This is a genomic window from Daeguia caeni (assembly GCF_042653845.1).
GTDB classification, from domain to species: Bacteria; Pseudomonadota; Alphaproteobacteria; order Rhizobiales; family Rhizobiaceae; genus Brucella; species Brucella caeni.
In genome coordinates, this window is record NZ_JBHSEL010000028.1 from 1 (window position 1) to 13,825 (window position 13,825).

The following is a 13,825-nucleotide window of genomic DNA, read 5'->3' on the forward strand; positions in this document are numbered from 1 at the left end:
CTCTGACGCGGGGTGGAGCAGCCCGGTAGCTCGTCAGGCTCATAACCTGAAGGCCGCAGGTTCAAATCCTGCCCCCGCAACCAATCCAACTTAAATTCTATCAAAAATAATCCCCTGATGAAAATCAGTAGATCCTAATGCAGAAAATTAACAAGCCCGGAAAAAACCGGGCTTTCTTGCGGTCAAAGCCAGACGCTGGCCACAATGAGCATAATTCGTCCCCCTATTAGGGGATCCGCATAGAACTATCCTTGATCTACCTCGTCAAGCTTGAGTGGGCAAAGATGATATCAAAATCATATGCTTACTCAAAAAATCAAATAAAGAAAAATTGCGTATACTAAAATTCAAAAATAATTAAGTATAGTGGTAGATGCGCTGGCAATTGCTGTCCAAATACACCCAAATGCACAACAGCGCCCTAAGCGAATTGTGTCTTGGCGCTGTTGCATCCATCGTATGAACGTTGATGGGTTTACTGTGTGATCGTCTGTAGCTTGTCGCAACTTGTGTAATCTGGATAGCCACAAAATTCAGCTTTGAAACGGATCAGATCAGCCCCAAACGCTTCTTCAGCTCGGCGTTTTCTGCACGAAGTTTTTCTGCCAGTTCCTTGCGCAGTTTCTGGTTTTCCTCCTCTAGAGCATTTCACTTTTTGATGGAACCATATCCAGCACTGGCGAAGTAGTTTAAGCATTCGCCAGGTTGGATTGTCTGAATNGAAGAAGAACTGCCCCCGAAGATCACGCCTTGATAAAGCGGTGTTCAACAGCAACGGCAGACCAATAGTTGTGTCTTCAATGACACGGACAAGGCACAAGTTTTCGTGCTGAGGCGAGCAGCTTCTGGTTCCAGCTCTGGGCTGGCGCCATCGTCATCATGGGGAGCTGGGGCGCATAAGTCGGCCGCATACCGCGCGATGCTACGGGCTGCCGGGCTACGCCTGTGGTATCTGCCGCCTTTACACGTTCACGTTGTAAGAAGCAGATCATACCCGAAAGAAACGATATCTGTATATTCAAGCTGTCAGTCGGTTCACGTTTACAATCTAGTATGTCGCGCTAGTATGCGGACCATCTGGATCTCGCTTAAACGATGAAGCCATTGAGGATTTGATTCTGTGAAGCCTGAAAATGTCTCTCAATTCAGGCTGATGATCTTTGTTGGTTTGAAGGTCTCATATTTTTTGATGCCGGTAACCATTCCCCTGCCGAATATCGGCGTGCGGATTGTTCCTTTCAGCCAGCATTCTTTCTTGGCCTTAACATAAGTAAAGGCGATGCATCGATGGTCATCAATACAGGCCAAGCGGCAGGCAATCGGCGTTTTGGCCGATGAAAGTGGTCGGCGGGACAGATCGCCACCGGGCAAATCGATGTCCTCAAAAAGTGCTGAAGCTGGGTCGATTGTGCCCAGGGTCAATGGTTCTGGATCAAGTTCGGCGCCACTCAGGAAACGGCCTGACAAGGCAACGCTGTTGCCGTCCGCGCGTCCTGCGTTTGCTTTCAAAAAAACAATTGGGGCCTTTTTTGATCCTTGGATTGATGTTGAAGGTAAATGCCTTGCACTGCCCATTCATGGTGAGACAATTTCGGGCGCATACCGCGACATCTTCAACACGCATGCTCGCTATATCCTCGCCGAAAAGGTCAAGCCCTGCATATAAGGCGATTCTGTTTGGCCGGCGGGTGAATTCTTCCAATGGCGAAAGCTTTGCAATGGTTTCAGTCTTATCGACAGGTGGTGGAGCAGGGGCAGTGGCTGCGGCGCCGGGCTCGGATTCTTCCGCTGTCTTCTCCATTTTATCGATTGATGGCCCCTGGTTCCTGGAAAAGGGTGCCTCATTGGCTGTGTGGTCTGCTGCCGATCGATTCAATTTATAGAGCACAATTTCATCCTGACTGAATATATGAATGTCGTCAGGTGGCGTTTTGAACATCATCTGCATGACTTCCGGCGGCGTATCAAACCGGCTCAAAACCTCAATAATGTCGGAAATTGCCAATTGCGCTCCGACAAGTGAATCGGACGAGATCTGGTGAACGCCCAGTTCACCATCGACCTTGCGCTCCCTGCCGGCGAGAAAAATATAGGAACAGGCCGAATAGCATTTTGAGGTTTTGGGAATATAGGTCGACAGGCCCTTTTGATGGATGTCATCGGCGATTATCAAGCCGGCATGCACACTGCCGCCGCCGCTGTTCAATGTTACCAGTTTCGCATCGGGGGCCGCGCGAAGCGCACGGCGAAAGTCCAGAGCCGCACCCGGCTCTATCGCGCCCTTGAGCGCGATGATTCCAGGTTCAGCATCAGTAATGGAAAACGAACCAAAGGTCTTTTCCCCGGATTGGGCTGTCGTACTGACAGCCATTGCCCAAAACAGCCCGACAATGCCTGATATGGCGCAACGCAAAAACCGATGCATACATAATCCCCACCACGGATCCATGTAACAACAGGCATGCGGGAGAGACAAGAATGGTTTTGTGACTTGTCGCAGTCTTTCAGCCGCAAATGCCTGATACAGGGCAGTAATTGCCAATTCAATGAAATGACTGCGCTTGCCCTCTTGGCTTTCCCTGCGAGGCCTGTATTAATTCCAGTTACAGAAAGGGGTAGACTGTGAGTATTCGCGATATTGTCATTTCGGGTAGTTTCAATTCACGCGATCTGGGCGGCTATCAAACACAGCAGGGAAATCTGGCCTGGAAAAAGACCTTCCGTTCCGGCAACATGGTCAATGTCGATCAGGAAGGTATTGCAACGCTGAAGCAACTTGGCGTGAACCGCGTGATTGATCTGAGAAGCCAGAAAGAAAGACAGGCCGAGCCTGATCCGTTCCGTCCTGATTATGGCATTGAACTGATTGCCATTTCGCTGTTCGATGAACTTAATCCGAAACAGCAGCCTCAGGGTTTTTCATTGCTTGAGCTTTACCTTCATGCGCTGGAAACGCACGGGGAAGCCTTTGTTGAAGTCTTGCGCAAGATTGCCGATTGCGAAAAAGCGGTTCTGTTCCATTGCACGGCAGGCAAGGATCGAACCGGTCTCATTGCAGCTCTGCTTTTGTCGCTGTCTGGCGTGAACAGGGATGACATCATCCAGGACTACGCCATGACCGCAATGCGTATCGGGCCTCTTCTGCAAAACATTGAAAAAACAGCCGCGGCCCTGAAATTGGACAAGGTTGATTTCGCGCCCATGCTGGAATGCAAGCCCGAAACCATGCAGAAGACGCTGGAATGGCTTGATGACAAGTTTGATGGCTCGGAAAATTATGTGCGCGAACATGGGCTGACCGACCGGGAGTTGCAGCTGTTGCGCGGACGCTGGCTGGCAAGCTGACAAGTATCTTTACCGTTTTCCGGGAAGGGGTGTGAAGCTCCATACCGCAGTGGATGGATCGTCTGATCATTCCGTCCATTGCATCAAGGTGAAGACTCTCCATCTGGATGTGGCGTCAGGATAATCCGGCCAGCCTGCTTTCGATGGGGCTGGAACCATGATAGAAGACGGATCATGAGCGTTTATTCTTCTGTCGCCCCCATCTATACTCCGCCAACAGAGCCATATATTTCGATCATCCATCAGGATGCGGATATTCTTGTGCTGGACAAGTCAAGCGGGCTTTTATCCGTGCCGGGACGGCATCCTGCTCTTGCCGATAGTCTGGCCACGCGGGTGCAGAAGCAGTTTCCCAAGGCGCTGATCATTCACCGGCTGGACAAGGATACATCCGGTCTGGTGCTGATGTCGCTCAATCGCAAGGCGCATGCGGCAATCGCCGCACAGTTCGAGGCGCGAGAAACCGGGAAATCCTATATTGCAGAAGTGTGGGGCCGGGTTGAGCCTGCCGAAGGCGAGATCGACCTGCCGCTTGCGCTTGATCCGGATAACAAGCCGCGTCACCGGGTGGATCATGTTCATGGCAGGCAGGCGAAAACGCGCTGGCAGGTGATCGAAAGGGGAGGGCATTCCACCCGTTTGCGCCTGTTTCCGCTGACCGGTCGTACCCACCAGTTGCGCGTCCATATGAAAGCACTCGGCCATCCCATACTGGGGGATGATTTTTATGCGGAAGGCGAAGCGCTCAGGGCTGCTAACCGCCTGTTGCTTCATGCCGAGCAATTATCATTTCGCCACCCGGATGGCCGTGCGGTAAGCTTTACCGCACCTTGTCCTTTCTGATCCATCAAGGCCGGTTCAAGGATCACGATGTCACAAAAAATCAATGCAGATGATCTGGTGGTGGATTTTGTTGGCGGCGCTGTCGGGCACCGTTTTCGCAAGGGGGAAGGCCGCGGTAATGCGCTTGCCAAAGCTGCAGGGCTTGCACGTGGTGTTACGCCGGACATTGTTGATGCAACGGCCGGTCTTGGTCGTGATGCCTTTTTGCTTGCCTCGCTTGGCTGCAAGGTGACGCTGATCGAGCGCTCGGAACGGGTTCATGCGCTTCTGGCCGATGGTATGGCGCGCGCTGCGGCAGAAGGTGGCGCCTATGCCGAAACGATTGCGCGCATGACGCTTCTTCATGGTGATTCACGCGAGCTTTTGCCGAGGCTGAAGCCACAGGTCGTGCTGGTTGATCCGATGCATCCGCCCCGCGGCAATACGGCTGAAGTCAAGAAGGAAATGCGCCAGATCCGCGCCATCGTTGGTGCAGATCCTGATGCAGAGGAGCTGATGAAGGTCGCCCTTGCATGTGCGCGATGCCGTGTTGTGCTGAAATGGCCGTTGCGCGCCGAGCCCATGGCCGGCATTCGCAAGCCCTCACATCAGATTCTGGGCAAAAGCACCCGCTATGATGTCTTTGTCAATGCCAGGATCACGCCACAGCCTGACAAGGATTGAGTGATCCTGGTAAGGGCATGTGTTAGAACGTTGCTGGCGTATTGATCCAGATCAGCGTGGTCGTGCCTTCGGCCAGATTGCGCCATGAATGCGGGCGTTTGCTTTCAAAATAAAAGCTGTCGCCCGTATGCAGTTCATAAAACTGGTCGCCATCAAGCACGATCTGAAAACTGCCGGACAGCACATAGATGAATTCCTCCCCCTCATGCTGATAGGAGCCTTCACTCGATGCGCCGGGGGCAAGGTCAAAACGGTTGCACTGCATCAGGCGATTGCCCTTGGCCAGATCATGCACCGTAACACCGGTTGAACTGGTCGGCCAGCTGGTCCACTCGCCATTGCGTACCAGCGAAGCCCTGTCCTCACCGCTTGCCTGGCCGCTCAGAATGGCAATGGTTGTGCCGAAATGCTTGGCAACGGCATGAAGTGCTGTCACCGAAAGCCCCTGCGAGGTGCGCTCGAAGGTGGAAAGCTGCGACACGGATGTGCCCGTCGCCCGCGCCACGCTCTCCAGTGTCTGGCGGGACTTTCGCCGCATTTCCCTGAGCTTTGCTCCAACCGGCATCTCGTCATCACGACGCTCGGCGGAGATGTCTGGTGAACGCGGTGCGGCTGGGGGCTGCTCTTCGGCAAGGCTTTCCCGGATCGCAACCGAATTCAGCCCCTTTTCATTGCGCAGCCACGCAATCGTCTTCAGCCTGTCCAGCAGCTCGGCATCATAAAGACGCTGGCCGGAGGGAGTGCGCACAGGCTCGATCAGACCCTGCTGTTCCCACAGCCGCAGGGTCGAAGGAGAAACGCCAAGTGCGCGCGCCGCTTCGGCGATTTTCAGATGAAAGTCCTTCATCACGCATCCAACTCGATCAGTGCGGCATTTCTCATTGCCATCTGCCGATGAGAAATGTCTGTCTTGTTGTTGTCATGCATGGCGTCCTGCTGAAAGGGGAGTGCTTTCGCAAAATGAGCCGTGTCATAAAAAATTTTCTACAGGGGCGAATATGCATGTTGCAAGTCTTTAGAAAAAATGTAGAGTTTTTGAAAGGCCAAATTGGCTGAAAATTCGTCCCGATAACATATGCCTCCTGAAGGAACACTTCCATGCAGAACTCTGAACTCGCAACCCGCCGCACTGATGCCATTTCGCGAGGCGTTGGTGTCCAGACACAAGTCTATGCCGAACGCGCTGAGAATGCAGAGGTTTGGGACGTTGAAGGTCGTCGCTATATCGACTTTGCTGCCGGTATCGCCGTGGTCAATACCGGCCACCGCCATCCGAAAGTGATCGCAGCCGTCAAGGAGCAGCTCGACCGTTTCACTCATACCTGCCATCAGGTTTTGCCTTACGAAAATTATGTCCGTCTTGCAGAACGTCTGAACAAGGCTGTTCCAGGCGATTTCAAGAAGAAGACCATTTTTGTCACCACCGGCGCTGAAGCCGTGGAAAACGCCATCAAGATCGCCCGTGCTGCCACCAACCGTTCGGCCGTCATTGCCTTCACCGGCGCTTTCCATGGCCGCACCTTCATGGGCATGACGCTGACGGGCAAGGTCATGCCATACAAGGCTGGCTTTGGCGCCATGATGCCGGATGTCTTCCACGTTCCGTTCCCGGTCGAACTGCATGGACAGACGGTTGAGGATACGCTTGCGGTTCTCGACAAGCTGTTCAAGGCCGATGTGGATCCAAGCCGCGTTGCAGCCTTCATCGTTGAGCCGGTTCAGGGCGAAGGTGGCTTCTATGAAGCACCGCGGGCCTTCATGGCCAAGCTGCGCGAAATTGCTGATAAATATGGCATTCTCCTGATCGCCGACGAAGTCCAGACCGGCTTCTCGCGTACCGGCAAGCTGTTTGCCATGGAGCATCATTCCGTTGTCGCCGACATCACCACCATGGCCAAGGGCCTTGGCGGCGGCTTCCCGATTGCCGCGGTTACTGGCCGTGCTGAACTGATGGATGCGCCGATTCCAGGCGGCCTCGGCGGCACCTATGGCGGCAGCCCGATCGGCATTGCAGCCGGCAATGCGGTTCTCGACATCATCGAGGAAGAAGGCCTCAATGAACGCGCAACCCTGCTCGGCAACCGCCTGAAGCAGCGCCTCCAGGGCCTGCGTGAAGCTGTTCCGCAGATCGCCGACATTCGCGGCCCGGGCTTCATGAATGCGGTTGAATTCAATATTCCGGGCACCAAGACGCCGAATCCGGAATTCACCAACAAGGTTCGCGAAAAGGCACAGGAAAAGGGCCTTATCCTGCTCACCTGCGGCGTATATGGTAATGTTATCCGCTTCCTTGCACCATTGACCATTCAGGACGATGTTTTTGCAGAAGCACTTGATATTCTCGAAGCATCGCTGCTCGAATGCGCCAAGGAGGCATGATTCATGATTTCCGACAAGCTTCTGTCAAAGCTCAAGGATCCGTCGCTGGCAATCGACAAGGCGTTGATTGCCGGCGAATGGGTCGCAACCAGCGAAAGCGGCAATACGTTTGACGTTACCAATCCATCGACCGGCGAAGTCATTGCGACCTTGCCGGACATGAACCGCGCTGAAACTGTACGCGCGATTGATGCCGCCCATACGGCGCAGAAGGCATGGGCCAAGAAAACCGGCAAGGAACGCGCTGGCATTCTGCGCAAGCTCTATGAGCTTCTGGTTGCCAATGCGGACGACCTTGCCGTCATCCTGACCATGGAAATGGGCAAGCCGCTGGCCGAAGCCAAGGGCGAAATCCTCTATGGTGCATCCTATGTCGAATGGTTCGCTGAGGAAGCAAAGCGCGTCTATGGCGATACCATCCCAGGCCATCAGGAAGACAAGCGCATCATCATCATCAAACAGCCAGTTGGTGTTGTTGCAGCCATCACGCCGTGGAACTTCCCGAACGCCATGCTGGCGCGTAAATTTGCTCCTGCTGTGGCCGTTGGCTGTGCCATGGTTTCGAAACCGGCTGCTGAAACGCCGCTTTCGGCATTGGCTCTGGCGCTGCTTGCCGAACGGGCAGGTCTTCCGGCCGGCATTTTCAGCGTGATCCTGTCGACCGATGCCGTTTCGGTTGGCAAGGAATTCACCGAAAATGACAAGGTGCGCAAGCTCACCTTCACCGGCTCGACCGCTGTGGGCAAGATCCTGATGCGTCAGGGGGCAGACCAGATCATGAAGCTTGGTCTGGAACTGGGCGGCAACGCGCCATTCATCGTCTTTGACGATGCCGATCTGGATGCGGCCGTTGAAGGTGCGATGGTTTCGAAATATCGCAACAATGGTCAGACCTGCGTTTGCGCCAACCGCCTTTATGTCCAGGCTGGCGTGTATGATGCCTTCGCCAGGAAACTGGCCGAGAAGGTTGCTGCCATGAAGGTTGGCGATGGTTTCGAACCGGGCGTCAATGCGGGGCCGCTGATTACCGACAAGGCGGTTGCGAAAGTTCAGGAACATATTGCGGATGCAGTTGCAAAGGGTGCGAGCATTGCAATCGGTGGCAAGCCGGATGCACGGGGCGGCCTGTTCTTCCAGCCAACGATCCTGACCGGCGTGACCTCGGACATGAAAATCGCGCGTGAGGAAACCTTTGGCCCGGTCGCGCCATTGTTCAAATTCGAGACGGAAGAAGAGGTCATCGCAATGGCCAACAATACCGAATTTGGCCTTGCGTCCTATTTCTATTCGAAGGACATTTCGAAGATTTTCCGTGTCGCGGAAGCGCTCGAATATGGCATGGTCGGCATCAATACCGGCCTGATTTCGACGGAAGTGGCGCCGTTCGGCGGCATCAAGCAGTCCGGCCTTGGTCGTGAAGGCTCCAAATATGGAATCGACGACTATCTGGAAATCAAATATCTCTGCCTGTCGGTCTGACGGGAAATCAACCCGCCGCTTGCAAGAGCGGCGGGTTTTTTAATGCTTCTGTTGGCCGACCCGGTTCCTTGAACTGCAGAGGAAGAATGCCATGACAGCGCAAGATCTCGTGATCCGTCCGATTGAGCCGCAGGACAAGGCCGAATGGCGTCGCCTGTGGACGGCTTATCTGGATTTCTATGAAACGACTGTTCCGGAAGAAGTTTATGAAGAAACATTCCGTCGACTCATCGGTGAGGGTGAATTCGAGCCAAATGGCTTTCTTGCCCTGAAAGGCGGCAAGCCTGTCGGTCTGGTTCATTATATCCAGCATCGCCATTGCTGGATGACGCAGAATGCCTGTTATCTGCAGGATCTTTATGCCGATCCGGAGGTGCGTGGCATCGGGATTGGCCGCGCCCTGATCGAGGCCGTCTATAAAAGGGCCGATGAACTGGGGCTTGGCCGCGTCTATTGGCTGACACAGGAGCACAATGCGACAGCACGGCGGCTTTATGACCGCATTGCCCACAATACCAATTTCATTCGTTACATGCGCTGAATTTGCAGATGGGGCTGAGGATGAGGATGGGCTAATTCAGATTTTCAAGGAAAGTCTGAATTGCCTTGACCATTGCTTTCCGTCGTTCCGGACGGAAAACCGGTTGCTGCCTTTCCTGAAACTGCTCTGAAATTACATTCTCCATTCACATGGGACCCCAACCATGCGATTATTTATTTAATGGATTTCGATTGGCATTGACGCATGAAATGATCATATAACTATATCTGGCAGATATTCATCCAGCTTCGGATGCATATTCATGTTGCATTAAGTACTTAAATGCAACTATTGATCGCACGCTGATGATGCCAGATGGGTTTTACCAGAGGCCTGAATATGGTTCTGTCAGGAAGTGCGGGGTATCCTGATTTATTTTGTTATGTGTGATGGCAGAAACAAGATGACGTGGATGAACTGGGTAAAACAATTTATCGTCGGAATCTGCCTTTTTGTTGGGCTTTTGGCTGGTTCTGTTGGCCATGCAGGCCAACTGGACAAGCCAAAAGGCAAGGTTATCCTGCGTGTTGACGGGAAGATTACCAATACCAATAATGGCTCAGTGGCTGAATTTGACCGGCAAGGTCTGGAAGCCTTGGGCATGACCAGCATTACAACCAAGACGCCATGGCATAATAACGCAATCAAATTTGAGGGCGTTTCGCTACAAAAGCTCATGGAGGTGGTTGGCGCACAAGGGACAAGCGTCAAGGTCATCGCCCTGAATGACTATGTTGCGCCCATTCCGTTTGATGATTTCAAGCGTTTTGATCCAATCATTGCGCTCAAGCGTGATGGCGAATACATGACAGTCCGTGACAAGGGGCCATTATTTATCGTCTATCCTTATGACAAGGATCTGCAACTGCAGAATCAAACCTATTACACACGTTCTGTCTGGCAACTGCGCAAGCTGACCGTGGAATAGAGGCATAGTTTGAAACGCGTTTTAAGCGCCATCATCGTTTGCCTGATCATCGCTACGGCATATATCGCCTATGTCATAGCGGAGCGGCAAACCTCTCTGCAAAAAGTTGCCACTTACAATGATTCCTGGACGGTCTCGCAGACAGTGGCCGAGTTTCTGCGCCTTGAACATCGGCTTGGTGCCCTGGCGCTCGGCATTGCCGATGTCAGCAGGGAAGAAGTACGGCTGCGCATCGATTTCATGATCAGCCGTTTTGAAAATCTGGAGCAGGGCAGGCTTGGCGCATTCATTGCCGAGGATCCGGAACGTCGTGCGCTGATTGCGCAGCTGAAGTCACTGATCATGGAACTCGATAACAAATTCGATTCCATGACGACTGAAGATATCAAGGCATTTCTGCATCGTTCAAGCGAGCTGGACTCGCCGATGGTCACGCTCTCATCAATCTCAGTTCTCAATGATGTCAGCCTGATCCAGGCAACGCAAAATGAAATCCGGCGCTTGCATCATGTTTATACCGCGCTTTCCTTTGGCTTTGTCCTGAGCTCCATCACGCTGATAGCCCTGTTGCGCCGCCACAATATTCTGCTTGATCGCACGCGCGACAGCCTGCAATCGATGACGGCTGATCTGCAGCATGCCTCGGAGCAGCTGAAACAGCAAAATTACCGCCTTGAGCATGAGGCCCATCATGATGCGCTGACCGGGCTGCCAAACCGCGTCATGTTTCGTGAAAATCTGACCTTGCGTCTTGAGGACATGATGAAATCCGGCAAGCAGGCAGCCATTTTTCTGCTTGATCTGGATAATTTCAAGGATGTCAATGATACGCTGGGGCATGATGCCGGCGATGCGCTGCTGCAGGAAGTCTCGCGCCGCCTTACCGAATTCAATCGTAATGACAATATGGTCTGCCGTCTTGGTGGCGATGAATTTGTGATCGTGACATCCAACATGACCATGGCCGATAGCAAGCTTTTCGCTGATCGGCTGCTGACGGTGATCGGCAAGCCATACAGGATTGGCGGTTATACACACGACATCGGCACCTGTATCGGCATTGCGCTGTCAACGCCCAATATAGATCCCGAAACCATGTTCAAGCATGCGGATCTTGCACTTTATGAGGCCAAGGCGATGGGGGCAAATCATGCCTGCATCTTCCAGCCAGAAATGCTGCAGCGCCTGCAGGAGAAGAAGGCTTTTGAGGCGGATTTGCAGGTAGCCATGCAGAACAATGAAATGGAGGTCTATTATCAGCCGCAGGTCATGGCCGATACGGGTGAAATCTGCGGTTATGAGGCGCTGTTGCGCTGGACGCATCCTGTGCGCGGAATGGTGTCGCCGGCCGAATTCATTCCGGTCGCAGAACGCATCGGGATGATTGTGACATTGGGTGAATGGGTGCTGCGCCAGGCCTGCATGGAAGCGGCAAGCTGGACAAAACCGCTTACCATTGCAGTCAATCTCTCACCGGTTCAGTTCCGCCATATCGACCTGATTAGCAGTGTCGAGGCCGTGCTGAAAGAGACCGGCCTTGATCCCCATCGTCTGGAGCTTGAAATTACGGAATCCGTGCTTCTGGATGATAATCAGCACACGCTTGAACTGCTTCAGGCACTGAAAAGGCTTGGCATCAAGATCACCATGGATGATTTTGGTACGGGTTACTCTTCGCTCGCCAATATGAGTGCTTTCCCCTACGACAAGATCAAGATTGATCGCTCTTTCATCAGCCAGCTTGTCGGACGGGCGGATATACAGGCCATTGTCGGCTTTATCATTGGCGTTGGACGCACGCTCGGCATGGTTACAATCGCGGAAGGCGTGGAAACGGAAGAACAATATGCGCAGCTCAAGCTGCTTGGCTGTGACCAGCTGCAAGGTTTCCTGCTGGGATGTCCAGCGCCCGCATCGCAGTTGCAGGCCTTGCACGGCGATTCTTCAGTCCATTCCGCACAGTCTGAGCAGCCACAATCAATTTGCCACAATCATCATTGATTGTGCATCGCTTCAGTGATCGGCATGGGCCGGTCGATTTCTCTTTGTCATGGCGATTGTGCAATGCCATCCGGTTTCAGATTTCAGCTTGAACGATTGCTTGCCGCGGCAGGCCTGCTGCATTTGGCCTTGTTCATTGCCCCTTCGGCGCAAGCGGAGATATGCGCGGCGCAAGACTTCAGTGGTGCGCAATATATTGTGTGCGATGTGTCGCCTGAGCAGCGCCCACAATTGCAGCTGTTCTGGAAGGATGAGAATGGCGAAGCCTATCGCAATTTTTCCAGACTGGCTTCTGCGCTGCAACAGTCTGGCAAAAGTCTCATCCTTGCATTCAATGCCGGCATGTATGAGACGGATTTTGCTCCCATCGGTCTTTACGTTGAAAATGGCAAGGTTTTGCGTTCGGTCAAGACACCCGACCCGCCCAAGGGCAAGGGGCCTGTTGCAAACTTTTTCAAGAAACCGAATGGCGTTTTCTTTCTGAACGAGAAGGAAGCGGCCATTGTCCCGACCAGGACCTATCTGAAGATGCAGCCCAAGGCCCGTCTTGCCACACAATCCGGCCCGATGCTGGTCATTGACGGCCGTATCAATCCGATCTTCATTCAAGGCTCTTCCGACCGCACCCATCGCAGTGGTGTCGGCATATGCGAAGGCAATCTGATCCGCTTTGCCATCAGCATGGGCAGCGTCAATTTCCATGATTTTGCGCAGCTGTTTCGGGACCATCTGCACTGCCGCAATGCGCTGTTTCTCGATGGCGGGGGAGGAGCCGGATTTTATTCGCCAGCATTGCAGCGCAATGATTTTTCCTGGCATGGCGGCTATGGTCCCATGTTTGGTCTTGTGGAGGACGCACGGGAAAAGCCGCAGGATTAGGATTGGCTGCAGGATGTATGGTGCCTGTTGGTCTGACTAGGCAAACACCTGACATTGATCGTCACCAGAACAATCAGCCGCCATGAGCCAGCCATATGTAAGCCAAAGTGAGTAGAAGACGGAAAGCCGCCCGATCATCAGGCGGCTTCAAGGCCGGGGACCGGCATGGCAAGCCGCAGTTCGAGGCTATTCCTTTTCCATTCTGGACAATTGATTGACCGTTCGTTTGGGACGGTCATCGACATGCAGCTGGAAAATATCCGGGCGTCCATAATGGCCGGTGACATCAAAGTCGAATTTACCGCGCGCAATTTCGGCAAGGTCGATATCAGCATAGAGGATCGTCTCGCCACTGAAATCGGGCCCTGCAAGAACCTTGCCCAGCGGGCTGATGATGGCGCTGCCGCCGCGCATCATGACCGTGGCCGGATCATCGCCCAGAGCAGATTCGTGATCAGCCGGATAGGCACCACGCGTAATATACTGGCAGGCGGTGAGTACGAAGCAGCGCCCTTCAAGGGCGATATGCTGCATGGAGGGCAGCCATGTATCCCGGTCATCGGCTGTAGGCGCACAATAGATGTTGATGCCTTGCGAATACATATGCATGCGCAGCATCGGCATGTAGTTTTCCCAGCAGATGACAGCGCCGACGCGCCCCAATGGCGATCTCAAAAAGCCGCTCTAGAGCATTTCACTTTTTGATGGAACCATATCCAGCACTGGCGAAGTAGTTTAAGCATTCGCCAGGCTGGATTGTCTGAATG

General features: G+C 53.3%; 13 protein-coding genes and 1 tRNA gene. 10 read left to right on the forward strand and 4 right to left on the reverse strand.

Annotated features, from left to right (window positions below):
- Positions 1–6 precede the first annotated feature (6 nt).
- Positions 7–83, forward strand: a tRNA-Met gene (locus ACFO1V_RS02380).
- A 1,057-nt stretch (positions 84–1,140) separates the two neighbouring features.
- On the opposite strand, the gene ACFO1V_RS02385 is transcribed toward ACFO1V_RS02380, so the two are convergent.
- Both ACFO1V_RS02385 and ACFO1V_RS02390 read right to left on the reverse strand, forming a co-directional pair.
- Positions 1,141–1,467: a PAN domain-containing protein gene (locus ACFO1V_RS02385; protein WP_374834391.1), complete on the reverse strand. Its 327-nt coding sequence runs from the start codon at positions 1,465–1,467 to the stop codon at positions 1,141–1,143.
- Positions 1,433–2,425 (reverse strand): PAN domain-containing protein, encoded by a 993-nt coding sequence (locus ACFO1V_RS02390; RefSeq protein ID WP_374834393.1) that lies wholly within the window; start codon positions 2,423–2,425, stop codon positions 1,433–1,435. The genes ACFO1V_RS02385 and ACFO1V_RS02390 overlap by 35 nt, the downstream gene beginning before the upstream one ends.
- Positions 2,426–2,622: 197 nt before the next feature.
- On the opposite strand from ACFO1V_RS02390, the gene ACFO1V_RS02395 reads away from it, so the two are divergent.
- From ACFO1V_RS02395 to ACFO1V_RS02405, 3 genes are all read left to right on the forward strand, one after another.
- Complete coding sequence (locus tag ACFO1V_RS02395; RefSeq protein WP_374834395.1) at positions 2,623–3,345, forward strand: tyrosine-protein phosphatase; 723 nt, start codon at positions 2,623–2,625, stop codon at positions 3,343–3,345.
- Between the two features lie 174 nt (positions 3,346–3,519).
- The gene (locus ACFO1V_RS02400; protein WP_374834397.1) at positions 3,520–4,188 is read left to right on the forward strand and encodes an RluA family pseudouridine synthase; all 669 of its coding nucleotides are present in this window, start codon (positions 3,520–3,522) and stop codon (positions 4,186–4,188) included.
- A 27-nt stretch (positions 4,189–4,215) separates the two neighbouring features.
- A complete protein-coding gene (locus tag ACFO1V_RS02405) occupies positions 4,216–4,851 on the forward strand; it encodes a class I SAM-dependent methyltransferase (RefSeq protein ID WP_374834399.1) in 636 nt (211 codons plus the stop codon).
- 22 nt (positions 4,852–4,873) lie between these two features.
- Here ACFO1V_RS02405 and ACFO1V_RS02410 read toward each other — a convergent pair whose 3' ends face one another.
- A complete protein-coding gene (locus ACFO1V_RS02410) occupies positions 4,874–5,698 on the reverse strand; it encodes a MerR family transcriptional regulator (protein WP_374834401.1) in 825 nt (274 codons plus the stop codon).
- A gap of 251 nt (positions 5,699–5,949) precedes the next feature.
- On the opposite strand from ACFO1V_RS02410, the gene ACFO1V_RS02415 reads away from it, so the two are divergent.
- From ACFO1V_RS02415 to ACFO1V_RS02440, 6 genes are all read left to right on the forward strand, one after another.
- On the forward strand, positions 5,950–7,230 hold the full coding sequence (locus ACFO1V_RS02415) for a 4-aminobutyrate--2-oxoglutarate transaminase (RefSeq protein ID WP_374834403.1): 1,281 nt from the start codon (positions 5,950–5,952) through the stop codon (positions 7,228–7,230).
- A 3-nt stretch (positions 7,231–7,233) separates the two neighbouring features.
- On the forward strand, positions 7,234–8,709 hold the full coding sequence (locus ACFO1V_RS02420; RefSeq protein WP_374834405.1) for an NAD-dependent succinate-semialdehyde dehydrogenase: 1,476 nt from the start codon (positions 7,234–7,236) through the stop codon (positions 8,707–8,709).
- A gap of 91 nt (positions 8,710–8,800) precedes the next feature.
- A complete protein-coding gene (locus ACFO1V_RS02425) occupies positions 8,801–9,250 on the forward strand; it encodes a GNAT family N-acetyltransferase (protein WP_374834407.1) in 450 nt (149 codons plus the stop codon).
- Between the two features lie 412 nt (positions 9,251–9,662).
- Positions 9,663–10,178 (forward strand): putative pterin-binding protein, encoded by a 516-nt coding sequence (locus tag ACFO1V_RS02430; protein ID WP_374834415.1) that lies wholly within the window; start codon positions 9,663–9,665, stop codon positions 10,176–10,178.
- A gap of 9 nt (positions 10,179–10,187) precedes the next feature.
- Positions 10,188–12,179: a putative bifunctional diguanylate cyclase/phosphodiesterase gene (locus ACFO1V_RS02435; RefSeq protein ID WP_374834409.1), complete on the forward strand. Its 1,992-nt coding sequence runs from the start codon at positions 10,188–10,190 to the stop codon at positions 12,177–12,179.
- 63 nt (positions 12,180–12,242) lie between these two features.
- Positions 12,243–13,058, forward strand: coding sequence for a phosphodiester glycosidase family protein (locus ACFO1V_RS02440; protein ID WP_374834411.1), 816 nt, complete (start codon positions 12,243–12,245; stop codon positions 13,056–13,058).
- Positions 13,059–13,244: 186 nt separating this feature from the next.
- Here ACFO1V_RS02440 and ACFO1V_RS02445 read toward each other — a convergent pair whose 3' ends face one another.
- Positions 13,245–13,733 carry a nitrilase-related carbon-nitrogen hydrolase gene (locus tag ACFO1V_RS02445; protein ID WP_374834413.1) on the reverse strand — a complete coding sequence of 163 codons (489 nt, stop codon included), beginning with the start codon at positions 13,731–13,733 and terminating at the stop codon, positions 13,245–13,247.
- Positions 13,734–13,825: the final 92 nt, after the last annotated feature.